General features: G+C 66.0%; 17 protein-coding genes. 11 read left to right on the top strand and 6 right to left on the bottom strand.

Annotated features, from left to right (window positions below; genetic code table 11):
• Positions 1-108: 108 nt before the first annotated feature.
• Positions 109-576 (bottom strand): hypothetical protein, encoded by a 468-nt coding sequence (locus tag AAFN89_RS02230; RefSeq protein ID WP_347535442.1) that lies wholly within the window; start codon positions 574-576, stop codon positions 109-111.
• A 203-nt stretch (positions 577-779) separates the two neighbouring features.
• Here AAFN89_RS02230 and AAFN89_RS02225 point away from each other — a divergent pair, with 203 nt between their 5' ends.
• A complete protein-coding gene (locus tag AAFN89_RS02225; protein WP_347535440.1) occupies positions 780-2,819 on the top strand; it encodes a HAMP domain-containing methyl-accepting chemotaxis protein in 2,040 nt (679 codons plus the stop codon).
• A 14-nt stretch (positions 2,820-2,833) separates the two neighbouring features.
• On the opposite strand, the gene msrA is transcribed toward AAFN89_RS02225, so the two are convergent.
• Positions 2,834-3,442 carry a peptide-methionine (S)-S-oxide reductase MsrA gene (msrA, locus tag AAFN89_RS02220; protein WP_347535438.1) on the bottom strand — a complete coding sequence of 203 codons (609 nt, stop codon included), beginning with the start codon at positions 3,440-3,442 and terminating at the stop codon, positions 2,834-2,836.
• Positions 3,443-3,600: 158 nt separating this feature from the next.
• Between msrA and AAFN89_RS02215 the strand changes: the two genes are divergently transcribed.
• Complete coding sequence (locus AAFN89_RS02215; protein ID WP_347535436.1) at positions 3,601-3,858, top strand: GlsB/YeaQ/YmgE family stress response membrane protein; 258 nt, start codon at positions 3,601-3,603, stop codon at positions 3,856-3,858.
• Here AAFN89_RS02215 and AAFN89_RS02210 read toward each other — a convergent pair.
• Together AAFN89_RS02210 and AAFN89_RS02205 are read right to left on the bottom strand one after the other, a co-directional pair.
• The gene (locus tag AAFN89_RS02210) at positions 3,855-5,114 is read right to left on the bottom strand and encodes an MFS transporter (RefSeq protein WP_347535434.1); all 1,260 of its coding nucleotides are present in this window, start codon (positions 5,112-5,114) and stop codon (positions 3,855-3,857) included. The genes AAFN89_RS02215 and AAFN89_RS02210 overlap by 4 nt on opposite strands.
• A 331-nt stretch (positions 5,115-5,445) precedes the next feature.
• On the bottom strand, positions 5,446-6,513 hold the full coding sequence (locus tag AAFN89_RS02205; RefSeq protein ID WP_347535432.1) for a mannose-1-phosphate guanylyltransferase/mannose-6-phosphate isomerase: 1,068 nt from the start codon (positions 6,511-6,513) through the stop codon (positions 5,446-5,448).
• Positions 6,514-6,677: 164 nt separating this feature from the next.
• Here AAFN89_RS02205 and AAFN89_RS02200 point away from each other — a divergent pair, with 164 nt between their 5' ends.
• Positions 6,678-7,946 carry a lytic murein transglycosylase gene (locus AAFN89_RS02200; RefSeq protein WP_347535430.1) on the top strand — a complete coding sequence of 423 codons (1,269 nt, stop codon included), beginning with the start codon at positions 6,678-6,680 and terminating at the stop codon, positions 7,944-7,946.
• Here the strand turns inward: AAFN89_RS02200 and AAFN89_RS02195 are convergent.
• The gene (locus AAFN89_RS02195; RefSeq protein ID WP_347535428.1) at positions 7,939-8,199 is read right to left on the bottom strand and encodes a hypothetical protein; all 261 of its coding nucleotides are present in this window, start codon (positions 8,197-8,199) and stop codon (positions 7,939-7,941) included. The genes AAFN89_RS02200 and AAFN89_RS02195 overlap by 8 nt on opposite strands.
• A 122-nt stretch (positions 8,200-8,321) precedes the next feature.
• Between AAFN89_RS02195 and AAFN89_RS02190 the strand changes: the two genes are divergently transcribed.
• From AAFN89_RS02190 to AAFN89_RS02160, 7 genes are all read left to right on the top strand, one after another.
• Complete coding sequence (locus AAFN89_RS02190; RefSeq protein ID WP_347535426.1) at positions 8,322-8,534, top strand: hypothetical protein; 213 nt, start codon at positions 8,322-8,324, stop codon at positions 8,532-8,534.
• A gap of 321 nt (positions 8,535-8,855) precedes the next feature.
• Positions 8,856-9,515: a response regulator transcription factor gene (locus tag AAFN89_RS02185; protein WP_347535424.1), complete on the top strand. Its 660-nt coding sequence runs from the start codon at positions 8,856-8,858 to the stop codon at positions 9,513-9,515.
• Between the two features lie 104 nt (positions 9,516-9,619).
• The gene (locus tag AAFN89_RS02180) at positions 9,620-10,987 is read left to right on the top strand and encodes a glutamine synthetase (protein ID WP_347535422.1); all 1,368 of its coding nucleotides are present in this window, start codon (positions 9,620-9,622) and stop codon (positions 10,985-10,987) included.
• Between the two features lie 43 nt (positions 10,988-11,030).
• Positions 11,031-12,197, top strand: coding sequence for an iron-containing alcohol dehydrogenase (locus AAFN89_RS02175; RefSeq protein WP_347535420.1), 1,167 nt, complete (start codon positions 11,031-11,033; stop codon positions 12,195-12,197).
• A complete protein-coding gene (locus AAFN89_RS02170) occupies positions 12,197-13,678 on the top strand; it encodes a M81 family metallopeptidase (protein WP_347535418.1) in 1,482 nt (493 codons plus the stop codon). The genes AAFN89_RS02175 and AAFN89_RS02170 overlap by 1 nt, the downstream gene beginning before the upstream one ends.
• A 93-nt stretch (positions 13,679-13,771) precedes the next feature.
• On the top strand, positions 13,772-14,860 hold the full coding sequence (gmd, locus tag AAFN89_RS02165; protein WP_347535416.1) for a GDP-mannose 4,6-dehydratase: 1,089 nt from the start codon (positions 13,772-13,774) through the stop codon (positions 14,858-14,860).
• A 5-nt stretch (positions 14,861-14,865) separates the two neighbouring features.
• Positions 14,866-15,822: a GDP-L-fucose synthase gene (locus AAFN89_RS02160; protein WP_347535414.1), complete on the top strand. Its 957-nt coding sequence runs from the start codon at positions 14,866-14,868 to the stop codon at positions 15,820-15,822.
• Between the two features lie 4 nt (positions 15,823-15,826).
• On the opposite strand, the gene AAFN89_RS02155 is transcribed toward AAFN89_RS02160, so the two are convergent.
• The gene (locus AAFN89_RS02155; RefSeq protein WP_347535412.1) at positions 15,827-16,270 is read right to left on the bottom strand and encodes an Lrp/AsnC family transcriptional regulator; all 444 of its coding nucleotides are present in this window, start codon (positions 16,268-16,270) and stop codon (positions 15,827-15,829) included.
• Between the two features lie 170 nt (positions 16,271-16,440).
• On the opposite strand from AAFN89_RS02155, the gene AAFN89_RS02150 reads away from it, so the two are divergent.
• Positions 16,441-17,304 carry a DMT family transporter gene (locus tag AAFN89_RS02150; RefSeq protein ID WP_347535410.1) on the top strand — a complete coding sequence of 288 codons (864 nt, stop codon included), beginning with the start codon at positions 16,441-16,443 and terminating at the stop codon, positions 17,302-17,304.
• Positions 17,305-17,407: the final 103 nt, after the last annotated feature.

The raw sequence follows: 17,407 nt of genomic DNA, 5'->3' as shown, positions 1-17,407 counted from the left end.
GGGGCGAGGGTGAAATTGGTAGCCCTCGCCCCTCAGGGGAGAGGGTTGGGTGAGGGGAACGACCGACGAATGCGAGCGCGGAAGAATGGGGAAGGAAAGGCCCCGCCGTCAGCCGGCCTCGGCAATCACCAGCGGATGGTCCTCCGGCAAAGCCGCGCCGTTTCTGTCCGGGTGGGCCACCGCGCTTTTCGGCCGGCGGGGCTTCGGCGCTTCCGCTAACCGGCCGTCCGCGAGCAATTGTCGAGCCGTTGCGCGGTCCGCCTCCGCCGCGATCTGCGCATGACGGAACGCCGTCTGCGCCTCCAGCGGCTGGGGCGGGGAAAGCCGGACGGGATGGCACGCCCCCGCTTCCGTCACCAGAAGCATGCCGCCCGAGCAATCCTGGATCTGGTCGCCCGGCCGGGCCTCGGCCTCGCGGTAGACGATGTCGCTCAGGCGGTGCCGCCCGTCGGCCGCCGGGACGATTTGCCGGCTCTCGTCCAGATAGACCTCACTGGGGCGGCGGCCGACCGGTTGGAAGACGACGATCGGGCTCACTACGTCGAATGCTCTGTCGACGGCGGGGAGGGCGGGCATGAAGCGCAATATGCGATCCTTCGAAACCGGAGAGGCCTCTATATATGGGGTCGCAAACCCCAGCTTTCATCCCGTCGGATCGGCCGGCGCCGGAAAGAGAATGGATAGGAGGAGCGATATCCCGCCGACATCAGCATTCTCTTAACTATTGGCGCATAGACCACCTCGGAGACGCGCAACCCCCAAAGACAGGCAGTCCGGCAATGGCGAAAGCTATCGATAAGGGAATCGGCTTCTTCAACAATCTGAAGACCAGCGTAAAGATCTATGCGGGGTTCGGCGCGATGCTGGCGCTGCTGCTGACGCTCGGCGGGCTGGCATGGATCGGAAGCCGGCAGTCCCAGGCGAATCTGGATTCCTATTCGGGGGAGGCCGAAATCGCCCTTCTCAGCGCCCAGGCGGATACCGCGCTGGTCGAATCCCGTCTGGCGGTCGCCCGCTTCATCGCGCTGGGATCGCCCGAGGAGGCGGCGCGCTTCGAGGCCCAGCAGGCGGAGATGCGCCGGCTTTTCGCGGAGGCCAAAGAGCTGATGGTGCTGGAGCAGACCCGCATCGCCGTCGATCAGATCATGGGACTCCTGGACCAATATGCCGCCGGCTTCGGGCAATACGTCGCCCTGCGCGCCCGCCAGGACGAGCTCAACCAGGCCATCCTGGTCGATACCGGTATCGCGGCCCGCCGGCTGATCGCGGAAGTCCGCGATTCTGAGGGCGAGGCGGGGAATCTGGACGGCCAGATCATCGCCGCCAGGATCCATGGCGATTTCGTCATGGCGCGGACCATCGCGTCCCGCTTCGTGGCCGGCCACAAGGAGGAGGACCGCGTCAAGGTCGTGGACGCGCTGGCGAACGTCCAGGCGGATATCGAGCGTCTGACCGGCGTCGCGGCCGCGCCGGGACAGCAGGATCGGCTGGTGGAAATCGAAGGTTTGGTCGCGACCTATGTCTCTGGTTTCGAGGAAATCGCCGCAGTGGTCGTTGAGGGCGACGAGGTGATCGCAACCTCCCTCGAACGCTACGGTATCCTGCTGGCGGAAGCATCGGCCGGCATCCGCAACGCGGCGGTCGGCCTGCAGCGGTCGCTGGGCGTCGAGGCGGCCGAGGCGGCGGAGGCGTCGAAGGCGCTGTCGCTCACCCTGTCGCTCGGCGCGCTCGGCCTCGGGATCGCGATCGCCTGGTCGATCTCCCGCGCGATCACGAAGCCGGTCAACGCCATGACGGCGGCCATGGACCGCCTGGCGGACGGCGATCTGGACGTCGCCGTTCCCGCGATCGGGCGTCGGGACGAGATCGGCCGGATGGCCCAGTCGGTCGCGGTGTTCAAGGACAACCTTCGCCGCAACCGGGAGATGGAGGAGGAGGCGAAGGCCCAGGAAGGCCGGGCACGGGAAGAACAGCGGCGGCTGATGCGGGCCACGGCCGACAGCTTCGAGGAGACGGTCGGCGCGCTGGTCGAGAATATCGCGGCCGCGTCGGCCCAGCTTGAGGCGGCGGCGCAGACGATGACCTCCACGGCCGACGAGACCAATGCCCAGGCGGGGATGGTTTCCGCAGCCTCGACCCAGGCCGCGGCCAACGTTCAGACCGTGGCGACGGCGACGGAGGAGCTGACCGCCTCGGTGCGGGAGATCGGCGGCCAGGTCGCCACCTCCACCCAGGCGGCGGAGCGGGCCGTGGATTCCGCCGGCCAGACCACCATGACCGTCCAGGGGCTGGCCGACGCCGCCCAGGCGATCGGCAAGGTCGTGGAACTGATCCAGGACATCGCCGCGCAGACCAACCTCCTGGCGCTCAACGCGACGATCGAGGCCGCGCGGGCCGGGGAGGCCGGCAAGGGCTTCGCAGTGGTCGCGAGCGAGGTCAAGAACCTCGCCAACCAGACCGCCAGGGCGACCGAGGAGATCGCGAGCCAGATCCAGGGCATCCAGGGAATCACCGGAGAGACGGTCGACGCCATTCGGGAGATCGGACGGATCATCGGCGAAAGCCGGGACATCGCCGCCAGCATCGCCGCCGCGGTGGAGGAGCAGGGCGCGGCGACGGGAGAAATCGCCCGCAACGTCCAGCAGGCCGCCCAGGGCACCGAGGAGGTCTCGGGCGCGATCTCGCAGGTCAGCCAGGCCGCGGCGGAAAGCGGGACAGCCGCCAGCCAGGTCCTGTCCAACGCGCGGGAACTGGGGCAGACCGGCGAGCGGCTGAAGGCCGGCGTCGCGGAATTCCTGGAGCGGATCCGCGCGGCCTGAGGCGGAGCGGGGTCTTACGCCTCCGGCGGACCCCATATCTCCTCCAGCCGCTGTTCGCGGCCGCACGCCCATTTGTAGTATTTGTAGCGGAGCGGATTTTCCTGGTGGTAGTTCTGGTGGTAATCCTCCGCCGGATAGAACTCGCTGGCCTCCGTGATCTCCGTCTCCACCGGGCGGTCGAACCGCTCGGCGATGGATTGCTTGGTCTCCTCCGCTAGCCGGCGCTCCTCCGGGTTCTCCACGAAGACGACGCTGCGGTACGACGGCCCGCGGTCGCAGAACTGGCCGCCGCCGTCGAACGGATCGACATTGCGCCAGAACACGTCCAGCAGGGCGGCGTAGTCGACTTCCGCCGGATCGTAGGTGACCCGCACCGCCTCGGCGTGGCCGGTGCCGCCCTGAGTCACCTGCTCATAGCTGGGGTCGGGGACCGTGCCGCCGGAGAACCCGGATACCGTCTCCGTAACGCCCTCGACCTTGTCGAACGCTTCCTCCACGCACCAGAAGCAGCCGCCGGCGAAGACCGCCGATTCCATTCCGTCGTCGGCCGGTGCCTGTTGCGCCAGCGCGGCCGGAACCGCCATCAGCGCGACCGCCAGCGAAATCATCGTCTTCTTCAGCATGGGAGTGCCTCCTCCATTTCCCGTCATCACCAACCCTGGGCCAGCACTTAGGCCGACGGGGAGGGGCTGCCAAGCTCCCGTAACGCCTTCGTGAAACAAGGTGAAACCTGACGCCTCGATCCGACGTTACTGAGTCCGAGCTAATGTAAGGGGGCGTCATGTCGATCTTGTGGACAATCATCATCGGACTGCTGGCGGGGCTGGTGGCAAAACTGCTGATGCCGGGGCGCGATCCCGGCGGGTTCATCATCACCATCCTCCTGGGCATCGCCGGCGCCTTCGTCGCCACCTGGCTGGGCCAGGCGGTCGGCTTCTATGAGCAGGGGGAGGCGGCCGGCTTCATCGGCGCCGTGATCGGCGCGATCATCATCCTGGTGATCTACCGCTTCATCGTGAAGCGCAGGGCCAGCGACTAGCGGACCTCGTCGGCGGGCGTCCCTCTGTCCACAGCTTCGTCAACGCCCTCCATGTCCATGGCGATCGGGCTGGTCGCCGGGACGTTGACGAAGGGCTCCCTCTCGGCCGCCGGTATCGACGCCCGCTTGGTCGTCCGCCACAGGACGAAGAGGGCGAGGCCGGCCGCGACCAGGGCTGCGTACTGGAACAGGCCGCCGGGGCCGAACCGGTCCATCATCAGCGTCGCCAGCGTCGGGCCGACTGCCGACCCCAGCGCCCAGCAGAGAAGCAGGCTGGAGGAAAGCTGAACCGTGCGGCCGCTCTCGCTGAAATCGTTGGCGTGGGCGACGCAGACGGCATAGACCGACAGCGCGAAGCCGCCCCACAGCGCGAACAGAAGGTAGATCGCCCACAGCCAGTCGGCCGGAACGAATCCCAGCAGCAGCGAGACGAGCGCCACCGCCGCCGTCGAGCCGACGATGACGTTCCGGCGGTCGATCCGGTCCGACAGCCAGCCGAGCGGCCACTGGAAGGCGAGGCTGCCCGCCTGGGTGATCGCCATCAGGATCGCGATGGCGGTGGTCGAGAGGCCGAGCCGCGCGCCATAGACCGGCGACAGGCTTATGACGGCGGAGTTGATGAGCCCCGTGGCGAAGCAGCCGACCACGCCGGCCGGCGCGATGCGGTAGAGCTCCCTCAGCCTCAGCGGCGCGATGTCCGGCACCGACGGGCTGGTCGAGGTGGTGAGCGCGACCGGAATGAGGCACAGCGCGTAGAGCGCCGCCCCGCCCATGTAGAAGGCCAGCCCCGCCACGTCGCCGACCGCCAGCATCAACTGCCCTCCGGCGAACCCGACCTTGTTGAAGATCATGTAGACGCTCAAGACCCGGCCGCGCAGCGCGGCGGGCGTACGTTCGGCCAGCCAGCTTTCCGCCACGGTGAAGAGGCCGGCCGAACAGAAGCCCGTGATGATCCTCAAGCCCATCCAGTAGACCGGGTCGATCCACAGCGAGAAGGCGATGGCGGTTGCCGACATCATCGCCGCGAAGACCGCGAAGGCGCGGATATGGCCGACCTGCCGGATGATCCGCGTGGTCATCAGGCAGCCGACCAGGAACCCTGCCGCATGGCCGGTGGCGATCAGGCCGATCGACCCGGCGCTGTAGGAATCGAGCGTCAGCCGGACCGGCAGGAAGGTCAGCAGCGCGCCGTTGGCGAGCTGAAGCAGGGCAACGCCCAGGATGATGGCGGCGACGGCAAGATAGGGGTTGGGCATCGGGGAGCTTCGAGAACGCGGAACGTCCGGCCACCTTCGCAGAGGCGTGCCGGGTCGCCAAGCTTGACTTCTCGGGATGTTCTAGGAAATAATCCCTCACACTGAGCTTGTCATAGGGTCTGTGCCCCATGGTTCGACAGGCTCACCATGAGGAGCAGGGGTAAGCCCCCGCTAATTGGTCATTCCGGCCCCCGAGCCGGAATCCATAGGCCCTAACCGCATCACTGGCGGGAAGGGACCGGACGCGGTCCCACCACCGCCTCATCCCAAGCCAGTCGAAGGATGCACGCCCCGATTGTGCGACGGGCTCACCATGACGAGAGATGGGAACTCACTTGCCCAGCACCTTCTTCACCTCCTCCGCGCGGTCCCGGGGCAGGACAAGCGTGGCGGTGGGCGTGGCGACGATGACCAGATCCCGTACCCCGACGACGCCCAGCGTGTGGCCTTCCGAGGCCCGAAGGTAGCTGGCCGAAGAATCCTCGACGCGGACGTCGCCGATGACGACGTTGCCCAGATCGTCCTTGTCGCCGACCGCCCAGAGGGCAGCCCAGGAGCCGAGGTCGCTCCATTCGAAGAGGGCGGGCACTACGGCCGCCCGGTCGGTGCGCTCCATGACCGCATGGTCGATCGAGATAGAGGTCGCGGCCGCGAACGAGGCCTCGTCCAGCCGGAGGAAGTCCTCGTCGGCCCGGCCGCGGTCGATGGCGTCCCGGGCGGGCTCGACGATACCCGGCTCGTGACGCTCCAGCTCTTCCAGGAACCGTCCGGCGGGCAGCAGGAAGATACCGCTGTTCCAGTAGTATCCGCCTTCGGAGAGGAACCGTTCGGCGGTCTCCAGGTCCGGCTTCTCCACGAACCGGTCGACATGGCAAGCTCCGCCGGGCGTCCCAAGGGGGCGGCCCGAGCGGATATAGCCGTAGCCGGTGGCCGGCCGGTCCGGCTGGATGCCGAGCGTCGTCATGTATCCTTCGGCGGCGGCCCCGGCGGCGGTGCGCATCGTGTCGAGGAAGATGTCGAGACCTGAGATCGCCGCGTCCGACGGCAGGATGGCCAGCACCGTGTCGGGGCTCTCAGCCAGATGGGCGGCGACCGCGGCGGCGGGGGCGGTGCTGCGGCCCATCGGCTCCAGCACGATTCGCCGGGGCGCGATGCCGGTCTGGGTCATCTGCTCGGCGACCATGAACCGGTGCGCGGTGGCGCAGATGACGATGGGTGGTTCAAAGAGTGCCGGATCGGAAACCCTGCGCGCGGTCTGCTGGAGAAGCGTCTCTTCTCCCAGCAGGCTCAGGAGCTGCTTGGGCCGTTCCGGCCGGGAGAGGGGCCACAGGCGCGAGCCGATGCCGCCGGAGAGGATCACGGGCAGGATCCGTGGCGAGGCGGGTCTCTCAGATGGCATGGACATGGTCTCCGGTCGTGAAAGGCTGGTGGCCGGCGGCTAGAGAGGCTTCAATTTATGGGTTTTTTCGGGCGGAAGGGAGGAGCGTTCGCGTCTGTTGCGGCGTTACCCCCCGGACATGTTAATGAGCGGGACCGGTTGGACCGAAGAGGACGAGGCGATTGATGAGGCTGATCTTGGGGAACTGCAGGATATGGGGCTCGGCCGCGCTGGCGCTGGCCTTGTCGGCCTGTGCGTCGACGCCGGCCGCGCAGGGCGCGGGCGGCGCCGGAACCTCCGATGCCCCCGTAGCGGCCGCCGAGGCTCCGCAGCAGAGCTTCGAGGAATGGGTGGCGTCTTTCAAGCGGCAGGCGCGGCAGGAGGGCATCTCGCCGGCGGCGATCGATCGGGCCTTCGCCGGGGTGAGCCGGCTGCCGGCGGTGATCGAGGCGGACAGCCGCCAGCCTGAATTCGCCCGGCCGATCTGGGATTATCTGGACAGCGCCGTCTCCGACCAGCGGGTGGCTCGGGGAAGGGCGCTCCTGGCTGAACATGCCGCCCTGCTGGATGCGGTCGAGCAACGTTATGGGGTGGCGCCGGAATATCTGGTCGCCATCTGGGGGCTGGAGAGCGCCTATGGCGCGAATTTCGGCAACTACCCCGTCATCTCCGCCCTCTCCACTCTGGCCTATGACGGCAGCCGGGAAGGCTACGGTCGGGATCAGTTGATGGCGGCGCTCAGGATCATCGAGGCGGGGGACATCGCGCCCGACCGGATGGTCGGGTCCTGGGCCGGGGCGATGGGCCAGACGCAGTTCATTCCCACGACCTATCTGGGCCACGCCGTCGATGGCGATGGCGACGGGCGGCGCGACATCTGGGGCAGCCTGCCCGACGTCTTCAGCTCGACCGCCAACTACCTGGCCGAATCCGGCTGGCAGCGCGGGGAGAGCTGGGGGACGGAGGTCCGGCTACCCGCCGGTTTCGACTATGGCCTTGCCGAGCTTTCCGAAAGCCTGCCGATAGACCGGTGGCGGGCGATGGGCGTCACCCGGGCCGACGGCGCGCCGCTGACCGCCACGGGCGAGGGGTCGATCATCGTGCCTGCCGGCCATCGCGGACCGGCCTTTCTGGTGCTGGACAATTTTCGCGCGATCCTGCGCTACAACAACGCGACTAGCTATGCGCTGGCGATCGGGCATCTGGCGGACCGCCTCAGGGGCGGAGAACCCTTCGTCGGCGATTGGCCGAGAGGCGATTCACCGCTGAGCCGCGACGACCGGATGGACCTTCAGCAGCTGCTGACCGCCAGGGGATATGACACGGGCGGGGTCGACGGGATAATCGGGCCGATGACGCGGGACGGCATCCGCCGGTTCCAGGAGGAGTTGGGGCTGCCCGAGGACGGCTATCCGACGTCGGCGCTGCTGGAGAGGCTGCGGGCGCTCAGTTAAGCGGAGCGGTTTCCACCGTTCCGGCCGGGGCCGGCTGGATGGTCGGGCCTCCGGTCGGGCCGGATGCGCCCGTCGCCGTTCCCTGGGCCGGCGGAGGCGCGCCGGGTGATCCATCGGCGGGCGCCGGTTCCCCGCTTACGCGATCGACGACATACTTCGTGCCATCGGCGATCGCGGCGACGCCGGTGTTGAAGGCGTCGGCGACGGCGCATCCCGATAGCAGGAGGACGATCGGAAGAAGGCGGAAGGTCATGATCTCTGTCCAGGCCGAAGGAAGCCTTCTGATTAGGGCATATGGGCTGTTCCTACAACGGCGCTTACGGCTTTTCGTCCGGCTTAACGATCCGCTAACCAAGCCGCTCTATGGTCTTTCCCATGACCATGCCGGCCATCCTCCAGCGTCATCGCCAATGGTGCCTCCGCGCCTCGGAAAGCGCTCTCTTCTCTCGCTCGGAGCGTCAGCAGTTCCGGCTGCTGGCCGACCGGCTGGCGGAGGAGTTGGCGCGGGAGATCCGGCCGGGAGCGCCGCTGATCCACATCGTGCGCCGCGCACGGGAGCGCAAGGCCATACTTCGCCTCGCTTCCTGACCCGTCTTCCGCCCTGTTTTGACTTTTTCGCCGCGCTTGTTGCAGATGGGCAACAGTACATTAATCTCCCGATTCCAGTTCATTAATCCCGCAGGCTAATCTTATATATGACATGATAGTTCCGCTCTGAGGGAATTACACCCTAAGAGGAATGGATTTTATCTATCCCCACGCGGATGCTGGCCGAAGTTCTTGGGCAAAGGGCGTAAAACCGGGACCGAAAGAACGACATGCCGCACTCCGCAGGACAAAAAATGTCCGCGCCGGCGTCTTTCGGAAAGCCCCCAAGGCAAGCGGCCACGAAATGTGGGGAGCACCATCATGAGTATCTTGTCGAGCAATATCGTACTGATCGGCGAAGCGGACATCTTCCGGGAGGCGCTGAGGCACGTGCTGGCCTTGGGCGACTTCAGGATCGTCGGCGATTTCGGCTCGGTAGCCGCATTGGCCCCTGATTCCATCGACCAGAAGCCCGACCTGGCGGTGATGTTGAGCCTTCCCGTCGATGCTGCCGACGTTCGGCGGCTGCATGAGAGGTGGCCGGCGATCCGCATTGTGGCGTTGGGCAGCGGGGGCGAAGGACTGGCGCTCTCCAGGAGCGTCGAGGCCGGTGTGGACGCCGTCCTGCTCAAGGACACTTCCATCGAGGTATTGCTGCAATCCCTCAGGCTGGTGGTCATGGGACAGAGCATCCTGCCGATGCGCTTCGCCCACCGGACGATGGCCGAGGAGACGGCGATAGGGTCGCCGTTCCAGCCCGCAGGGCAGCGGACGCTGACCAGCGGCGAAAGGCGGGTCCTGAGCCTCCTGGCGGAGGGCAAGCAGAACAAGCTGATCGCGCGTCATCTGGGCGTGTCCGAGGCGACGGTGAAGGTCCATGTCCGCCGCGTCCTGCGGAAGATCGGGGCGGCGAACCGCACCCAGGCGGCGATCTGGGCGACGCGGTCCGGCATCACGCCGATGCAGCAGATCGCCTCCTGATCACCACCGTCCGGATTACCGCCGTTCGGATTACAGATTGACCATCCTTCGCGGCCCTTTCTATCGTCGCTGTCCAGGGAGTCGGCCGCGAAAGGAAGAACAAGATGGCAGCCAGGAAGGTCGCGACGGCGGCTGACGCGCGGGCGCTTGTCGAGGAGCGGGGCCTGGCTCACGTCAAGGTCGCGGTCACCGACATCGACGGGGTATTGCGCGGCAAATACATGTCGCGCGAGAAATTCTTCTCCGCACTGGATGGCGGTTTCGGCTTCTGTGACGTGGTGCTGGGCTGGGACAGCAACGATCAGCTCTACGACAATGTCGACTATACCGGCTGGCATACGGCTTATCCCGACGCGCCGGTAACGGTGGCGGTGGAAACCTGCCGCGACGTGCCGATGGAAGGCGACATGCTGCTCTTCCTCGGCGACTTCGCCGGACCGGCGGAGGCGATCTGTCCGCGCGGCCTGTTGAAGCGGGTGATCGAGCGGGCGCGCGGCATGGGATACGAGCCCTCCGCGGCCTTCGAATACGAATTCTTCCTGTTCGATGAGACGCCGCATTCGATCCGTGAGAAGGGCTATCGCGACCTGCGCCCGATCACGCCGGGATTCTTCGGCTATTCGATGCTGCGATCCTCCGTATGGGCGGAGTTCTATCGCGAACTGCTGGACGTGGCGGAGCGGATGGATTTCCCCATCGAGGGCCTGCACACGGAGACGGGGCCGGGCGTGCTGGAGGCGGCGATAACCGTCGACAAGGCGCTGGAGGCAGCGGACAAGGCGACCCTGTTCAAGAGCTTCACCAAGATCGTCGCTCAGAGGAACAACCTCATGGCGACCTTCATGGCGAAATGGTCGCCGGACTGGCCCGGACAATCCGGCCACCTGCATCTGTCGCTGAAGGGGACCGACGGGAAACCCGCCTTTCACGACAAGGGGGAAGAGCACGCGATCAGCCGGACGATGCGTCATTTCATCGGCGGCCAGCAGAAGCTGATGCCGGAGCTGCTGGCGATGGTGGCGCCGTCCGTCAACGCTTATACGCGGCTGATTCCCGGCTTCTGGGCCCCGACCTCCGCAAGCTGGGGGGTGGAGAACCGAACGACGGCGCTGCGGGCGATTCCGGGATCGGCGAAATCCCAGCGTGTGGAGTATCGCGTCGCGGCGGCGGACGGGAATCCCTACCTGGTGATGGCGGCGGCGCTGGCGTCCGGCTTGTGGGGCATCGAGAACGAGGTGGAGCCGGAGGCGGCATGCAAGGGGTCCGCCTACGACCGGACCTTCCCGCCGCGCCTGCAGCTTCCGCGCACCCTGTTCGAGGCGGCCCGGCGGTTGCGGAAATCCAAGCCGGCCCGCGCCCTGTTCGGCGACGCCTTCGTCGACCATTACGCTGCGACGCGGGAATGGGAGGAGCGGGAGTTCCGGAAGCACGTCACCGACTGGGAACTGGCCCGCTACTTCGAAATCATCTAAGCCCGCGTTCCGTACATCTCCCGACATCCGAGGTCTTCCCCCGATGAGCGCCTCCGCCGCAAAGTGGAACTACCCGACCAAGATCCTGTTCGGCGCCGGCCGTATCGCAGAGTTGGCGGCGGCTTGTAGGGAAACGGGCATCTCCAGACCTCTCCTGGTCACCGATGCCGGACTTGCGAAGCTGCCGATGGTGGCGGAGACGATGGCCCTGCTGGCGAAGGAAGGGGTGCCGGCGAAGCTCTTCTCCGACATCAAGCCGAACCCCATCGCCGCTAATGTCGAGGCGGGGGTGGCGGCCTTCCGCGACGGCGGACATGACGGCGTGATCGCCTTCGGCGGCGGCAGCGGTCTGGACGCGGGCAAGCTGGTCGCCTTCATGGCGGGGCAGACGCGGCCGATCTGGGATTTCGAGGATATCGGGGATTGGTGGAGCCGCGCCAATGCCGACACGATCGCACCCATCGTCGCCGTTCCGACCACCGCGGGCACGGGATCGGAGGTCGGGCGCGCGGCCGTCGTCACGGACGAGGCGGCGCACATGAAGAAGATCATCTTCCATCCGAAGATGCTGCCGGGGGTGGTGATCGCCGACCCGCTGCTGACGGTCGGGCTGCCGAAGCCTGTCACGGCCGCGACGGGCATGGACGCCTTCGCCCATTGCATGGAAGCCTATTGTGCCCCCGGCTATCATCCGATGGCCGACGGCATCGCCATGGAGGGGCTGCGACTTATCGCGGAGTGGCTGCCGGTCGCCTATGAGAGTCCGGAGAATGTCGAGGCGCGGGGTCATATGATGGCGGCCGCCAGCATGGGGGCGACGGCCTTCCAGAAGGGGCTGGGTGCCGTTCATTCGCTGGCCCACCCGCTGGGTGCGCTCTACGACGCCCATCACGGCCTGCTGAACGCAATCCTGATGCCCTATGTCATGATCCGCAATCGTCCGGCGATCGAAGGGAGGATGGACCGGTTGGCGCGCTATCTGGGGCTGGAAGGGCAGGGGTTCGATGCCGTACTGGCCTGGCTGCTGGGCCTGCGGCGTCGGCTGGGAATCCCCGAGACGCTGTCGGCCATCGGCATCAAGGCCGACCGGGCGGAGGAGATCGGACGGCTGGCGGAGAATGATCCGTCAACGCCGACCAACGCGGTTCCCGTCACCGCCGCCGATCTCTCCGCGATATTCCGGAGGGCGGTCGCCGGAGATGTCTCCTGATGGCGCGGATCGCCGTAGCGGGTTTCCAGCATGAAACAAACACGTTCGCCTCCCTGAAGGCGACGCTTGCGGATTTCCGGGAAGCGGACGCCTGGCCGGCGATGGTGCGGGGAACGGACCTGCCGGCCGCGGTCGCCGGCATGAACCTTCCGGTGGCTGGGTTCCTGGCGGCGTCGCGGCATCATGAGATCGTGCCGCTGCTCTGGTGTTCGGCAAGCCCCTCGGCCCCGGTCGAGACGGAGGCGTTCGAGACGATCGCCGGCGAGATCTGCTCCGCTTTGAGAAAGAGCCTGCCGCTCGACGCCCTCTATCTGGATCTGCACGGCGCGATGGTGACGGAGGCCCATGAGGACGGGGAGGGGGAGCTTCTCTCCCGCATCCGGCAGGTCACGGAACCGGATCTGCCGATCGTCGTCAGCCTGGACCTGCATGCCAATGTCAGCCGGCGGATGGTCGACCTCTCGGACCTGCTGGTCGCCTATCGCACATACCCTCACGTGGACATGGCGGAGACAGGCGCGCGGGCGGCCCAGGGGATGGATCGTCTTCTGTGGCTGGAACGGCCGCTGCACAGGGGTTTCGCGCAGGGCGGCTATCTGGTCTCGCTGGTCGCCCAGTCGACGCTGGCGACGCCGGCGCGGGAGATATATGAGCGGCTGGCGCGGCTGGAGGAGAGGCCGGGAATCGTCTCGCTCTCCGTCGCCATGGGTTTCCCGGCGGCCGACGTCGCCGATTGCGGCCCCTCCATCATGGGCTACGGAACCGATGCCGAGGCGGTGGAGACGGCGGTCTCCGGCCTTGCGCGGATGTTCGAGGAGGCCGAACCGCGCTTTCGGATATCGCTCCTGTCGCCCGACGAGGCGGTGGCAAGGGCGATGGAAAGATCGCGAACCGCGAACCGCCCGGTCATCCTCGCCGATACGCAGGACAATCCCGGCGGCGGCGCGGAGGGCGACGGGGTGGCGATCCTGGAGGCGCTGGTCCGGCGTAAGGCGGAAGGTGCGGTTGTCGGCCTGCTGAACGATTCCGACGCGGCGCTGAAGGCTCATCAGGCGGGCGTCGGCGCGGAAATCGACATGGCGGTCGGCGCCGGCAGCCGATATGGCGGCGCGGTGCCTTTCGAGGGGCGCTTCACGGTCGAGCGGCTGGGCGACGGCCGGTTCACGGGTACCGGCCCTTTCTACCTCAATGCGCGGATGGACCTCGGGCCGATGGCGCTCTTGCGGATCGGAGGCGTCCGGGTCGCCGTGTCGTCGCGGAAGCAGCAGGCGGCCGACCGGGAGATGTTCCGTCATCTGGGCGTCGAACCGGCGGGGCAGAAGATCCTGGCGCTGAAGAGCTCCGTCCATTTCCGCGCGGACTTCGAGCCGATCGCCGAGGAAGTGCTGATCGTGGAAGCGCCGGGACCGAATACCGCGGATACCTTCGCCCTTCCGTTCGCCCGGTTGAGGGAGGGTGTGCGGCGCGCGCCGAGGGCGTGAAGGCCGGGCGGCCGATCGCGTCAATTTTATCTTTTTGCCCTACAACCTCATGTGGCACTCTTCGCGCCGGCAGGATCGCGAATCGGGTGGCGAATGGAGAGGAAGAACGAGCGCGGCCGGGAGAAGATCGCCCTGATAACCGGCGTCACCGGGCAGGACGGCGCGTACCTGTCGGACCTTCTGCTTGGCAAGGGGTATGAGGTCCACGGGCTTAAGCGCCGGTCATCCTCCATGAACACCGCCCGCATCGACCATCTTTACGATGGGTGCGACCGCTTCTTCCTGCATTACGGCGACATGGCCGATGGCGGAGGGCTGCTACGGCTGATCGACCGGGTTCGGCCGACCGAGATATACAATCTGGCGGCGCAGAGCCATGTGAAGGTCAGTTTTGAACTTCCGGAATATACCGCCGATATAAACGCGCTCGGCGCGCTGCGGCTGCTGGAGGCGATCCAGCTGCTGGGGATGGGCGACAGGGTGCGCTTCTATCAGGCGTCGACCTCTGAGCTCTACGGTCAGGCGGCGGAATGCCCTCAGAACGAAGAGACTCCGTTCAGGCCGCGAAGCCCATATGGCATCGCCAAGCTCCACGCCTTCTGGACGACGGTCAATTATCGCGAGGCCTATGGCTTTCACGCCTCGAACGGCATCCTGTTCAACCATGACAGTCCTATCAGGGGGGAGACTTTCGTCACCCGCAAGATCACACGAGGCGTCGTCGCGATTCATCTGGGCGATATGCGTCCCATCAGTCTGGGCAACCTCAACGCGCGGCGCGATTGGGGTCATGCGCGGGACTATGCCGACGGGATGTGGCGCATCCTTCAGCAGTCGGCGCCGGATGATTATGTGCTGGCGACCGGAGAAAGCCGAACCGTCCGGGAGTTCGTGACGGAAGCCTTCCGGGTGATCGGCCGCACCATCGTCTGGGAAGGAGAGGGGCTGGAGGAAACCGGCGTGGATGATTCCGACGGAACGTGTCTTATCCAAATCGATCCGCGCTATTTCCGTCCCGCGGAAGTCGACCTTCTGGAGGGCGATCCGGCGAAGGCCCGGAAGCGTCTGAACTGGCGCCATACGGTCAGGTTCGAAGAACTCGTGGAGGAGATGGTGCTGGCCGACATGCGAACCGCAAACCGCGGCCCTGCCATGGCGATGCCGCAGGCGTTGCCGGTCTGAGACCAATGAGGGTCCCCTACGGCCTTGCCGGTAAGCGCCTATGGGTCGCGGGGCATCGCGGGATGGTCGGATCGGCTCTGGTCCGGCGGCTGGGCCGCGAGGGTTGCGAAATCCTGGCGGTCGGCCGCGACCAACTCGATCTCCGGGATGGTGCGGCGGTGGCGCGATGGATGGCGGACAACAGGCCGGACGCGATCATGCTCGCGGCCGCGCGGGTCGGCGGCATTTTGGCGAACAGCCTTTATCCGGCGGATTTCCTGCACGACAACCTGGCAATCCAGACCAATGTCATGGAATGTGCCCGGCGGCAGGGGGTGGAGAAGCTGCTGTTCCTCGGCTCATCCTGCATCTATCCGCGCGACGCCCGGCAGCCGATAGCGGAGTCGGCGCTGATGACCGGCCCCCTGGAACCGACGAATGAAGCCTACGCCGTCGCGAAGATCGCTGGCGTGGCGATGTGCCAGGCCTATCGGCGGCAGCATGGCTGCGACTTCATCGCGGCGATGCCAACCAACCTCTACGGGCCCGGCGACAATTTCGATCCTGAGACCGCCCACGTGCTGCCGGCGCTGATGGGGCGGCTGGACGATGCGGTCAGGCGCGATCTTCCCAGCGTCGATATCTGGGGATCAGGCACGCCGAGGCGCGAGTTTCTTCATGTCGATGACGCGGCCGACGCGCTGGTCCATCTCATGAAAAACTATTCCGGCGAGACGCCGATCAATGTCGGCTGCGGAGAAGATATCGCGATAGCCGATCTCGCGCTGCTCCTGGCCAAGATCGTGGGTTATCGCGGCGCGTTCCGATTCGATACGAGCCGACCCGACGGCACGCCCATCAAACGGCTCGACATCAGCCGGTTGACGGCGCTGGGGTGGCACGCTGGCAGGTCACTGCGCCAGGGGGTGGAGGAAACCTATCGTTGGTATCAGCGGGAAACGGCGGGCGAGACCGTCGGGTGACGCTCTATTCCCGCTGCAATGGCGGCGGTCGCCTTTCGATGGGTCTGGACTTGATGATTGAGGTGTTCGTTTCCGCGTGATCGGCGATGCGGTCGAGAACGGGATCCAACTGATCGATGGAGCGAAGATGAAGACGAGCGACATAGCAATCATCGCCCGTAACCTTGTCGCATTCGCAGAACTCCGGGATTTCCTCGATCAGCTTCCGGACGATGTGCAGCTTGCCCGGCAGGGGGCGAATGCGGACGATGGCCTGAAGCTGGTAGCCCAGCGCCTTGGGGTCGATCTCCACGGTGAAGGCGCGGATGACGCCCCGTTCCTCCAGCCGGCGCACCCGTTCGGATATGCTGGGAGAGGAGAGGCCGATCTGGCCGGCCAGGTCTTTCAGGGAAATCCGGGAATCCTTCAGCAGGACCTCCAGGATGCGACGGTCCGTATCGTCTAGCATGTGTTTTTCCATCAAGCGACCGATTTGGCGCTATCAGTTTATATTGTAAGGAAGATGGACGATATGGCCTTTGTCTCATCATAGAAGATGGAGTTCCTCCATCGGATACTGAACCCCTGACATGTTCTCAGGGGGATATGATGGACGAAAAGACGCGCGGAACGGTCGAGATGACCGCCGCAATGGTAATCCTGGGCACCATCGGATGGTTCGTGGTGCTGTCCGGGCAGCCGGCGATGGATGTGGTGTTCTGGCGCTGCGTCTTCGGCGGGGTCACTCTACTGATCATCTGCGCCGCCATGGGATTGTTGCGCAGGGCCATCACCCTACGGCTGGCGGCTCTCGCGGCGTTGGGCGGCGTGGCGATCGTCGTTAACTGGCTGCTGCTGTTCAAATCATATTCGCTGGCGTCGATCTCCATCGCCACGGCGGTCTACAATACCCAGCCCTTCATGCTGGTCTGTTTCGGCGCGGTCTTCTTCTCCGAACGGCTGACGGCGGCGAAGCTGATCTGGCTGGGAATCGCGTTCTCCGGGATGCTTCTGATCGTGCAGGAGAAGCCGGACACAGGCCAATACGCTGCTTATGTCGGGACCGATTATTTCACCGGTATCCTGATGGCGCTGGGGGCTGCCTTCTTCTGGGCCGTCGCCGCCATCGTGACGAAGAAGCTGGCGGGTACGCCGCCGCATCTGATCGCCCTGATCCAGGTCGGCGTCGGAATGGCCATGCTGGCGCCTTTCGCCGACCTGACGGCGCTTCCTGACGATGCCGGCGCGTGGTGTGCGCTGATCGTAATCGGCGTCGTGCATACCGGCATCATGTACATCCTGATGTATAGCGCGATCCAGAAACTGCCGACGCACCTGCAAGGGTCGTTATCCTTCATCTACCCGGTGGTGGCGATCCTGGTCGACTTTCTGGTTTTCGGCCAGCGGCTGCATGCGGCGCAGTTGGCAGGCGCGGCGGCGATCCTGATCGCGGCCGCCGGGATGAACCTCGGCTGGTCGCCGTGGCGATCGAAGCCGGCATAAGAATCCCCCATCGTTCCCGCTTCCTATCCCATAGTGGAGGAAGGCCTTTTACTTTTCATTTCCATGTCGATCTGTGTCAGACTCAATGCGTTGCATTTGAATA

Source organism: Inquilinus sp. CAU 1745 (assembly GCF_039839375.1).
GTDB lineage: Bacteria > Pseudomonadota > Alphaproteobacteria > DSM-16000 > Inquilinaceae > JBDOQU01.
This window is presented reverse-complemented; position numbering and strand designations above follow the sequence as displayed.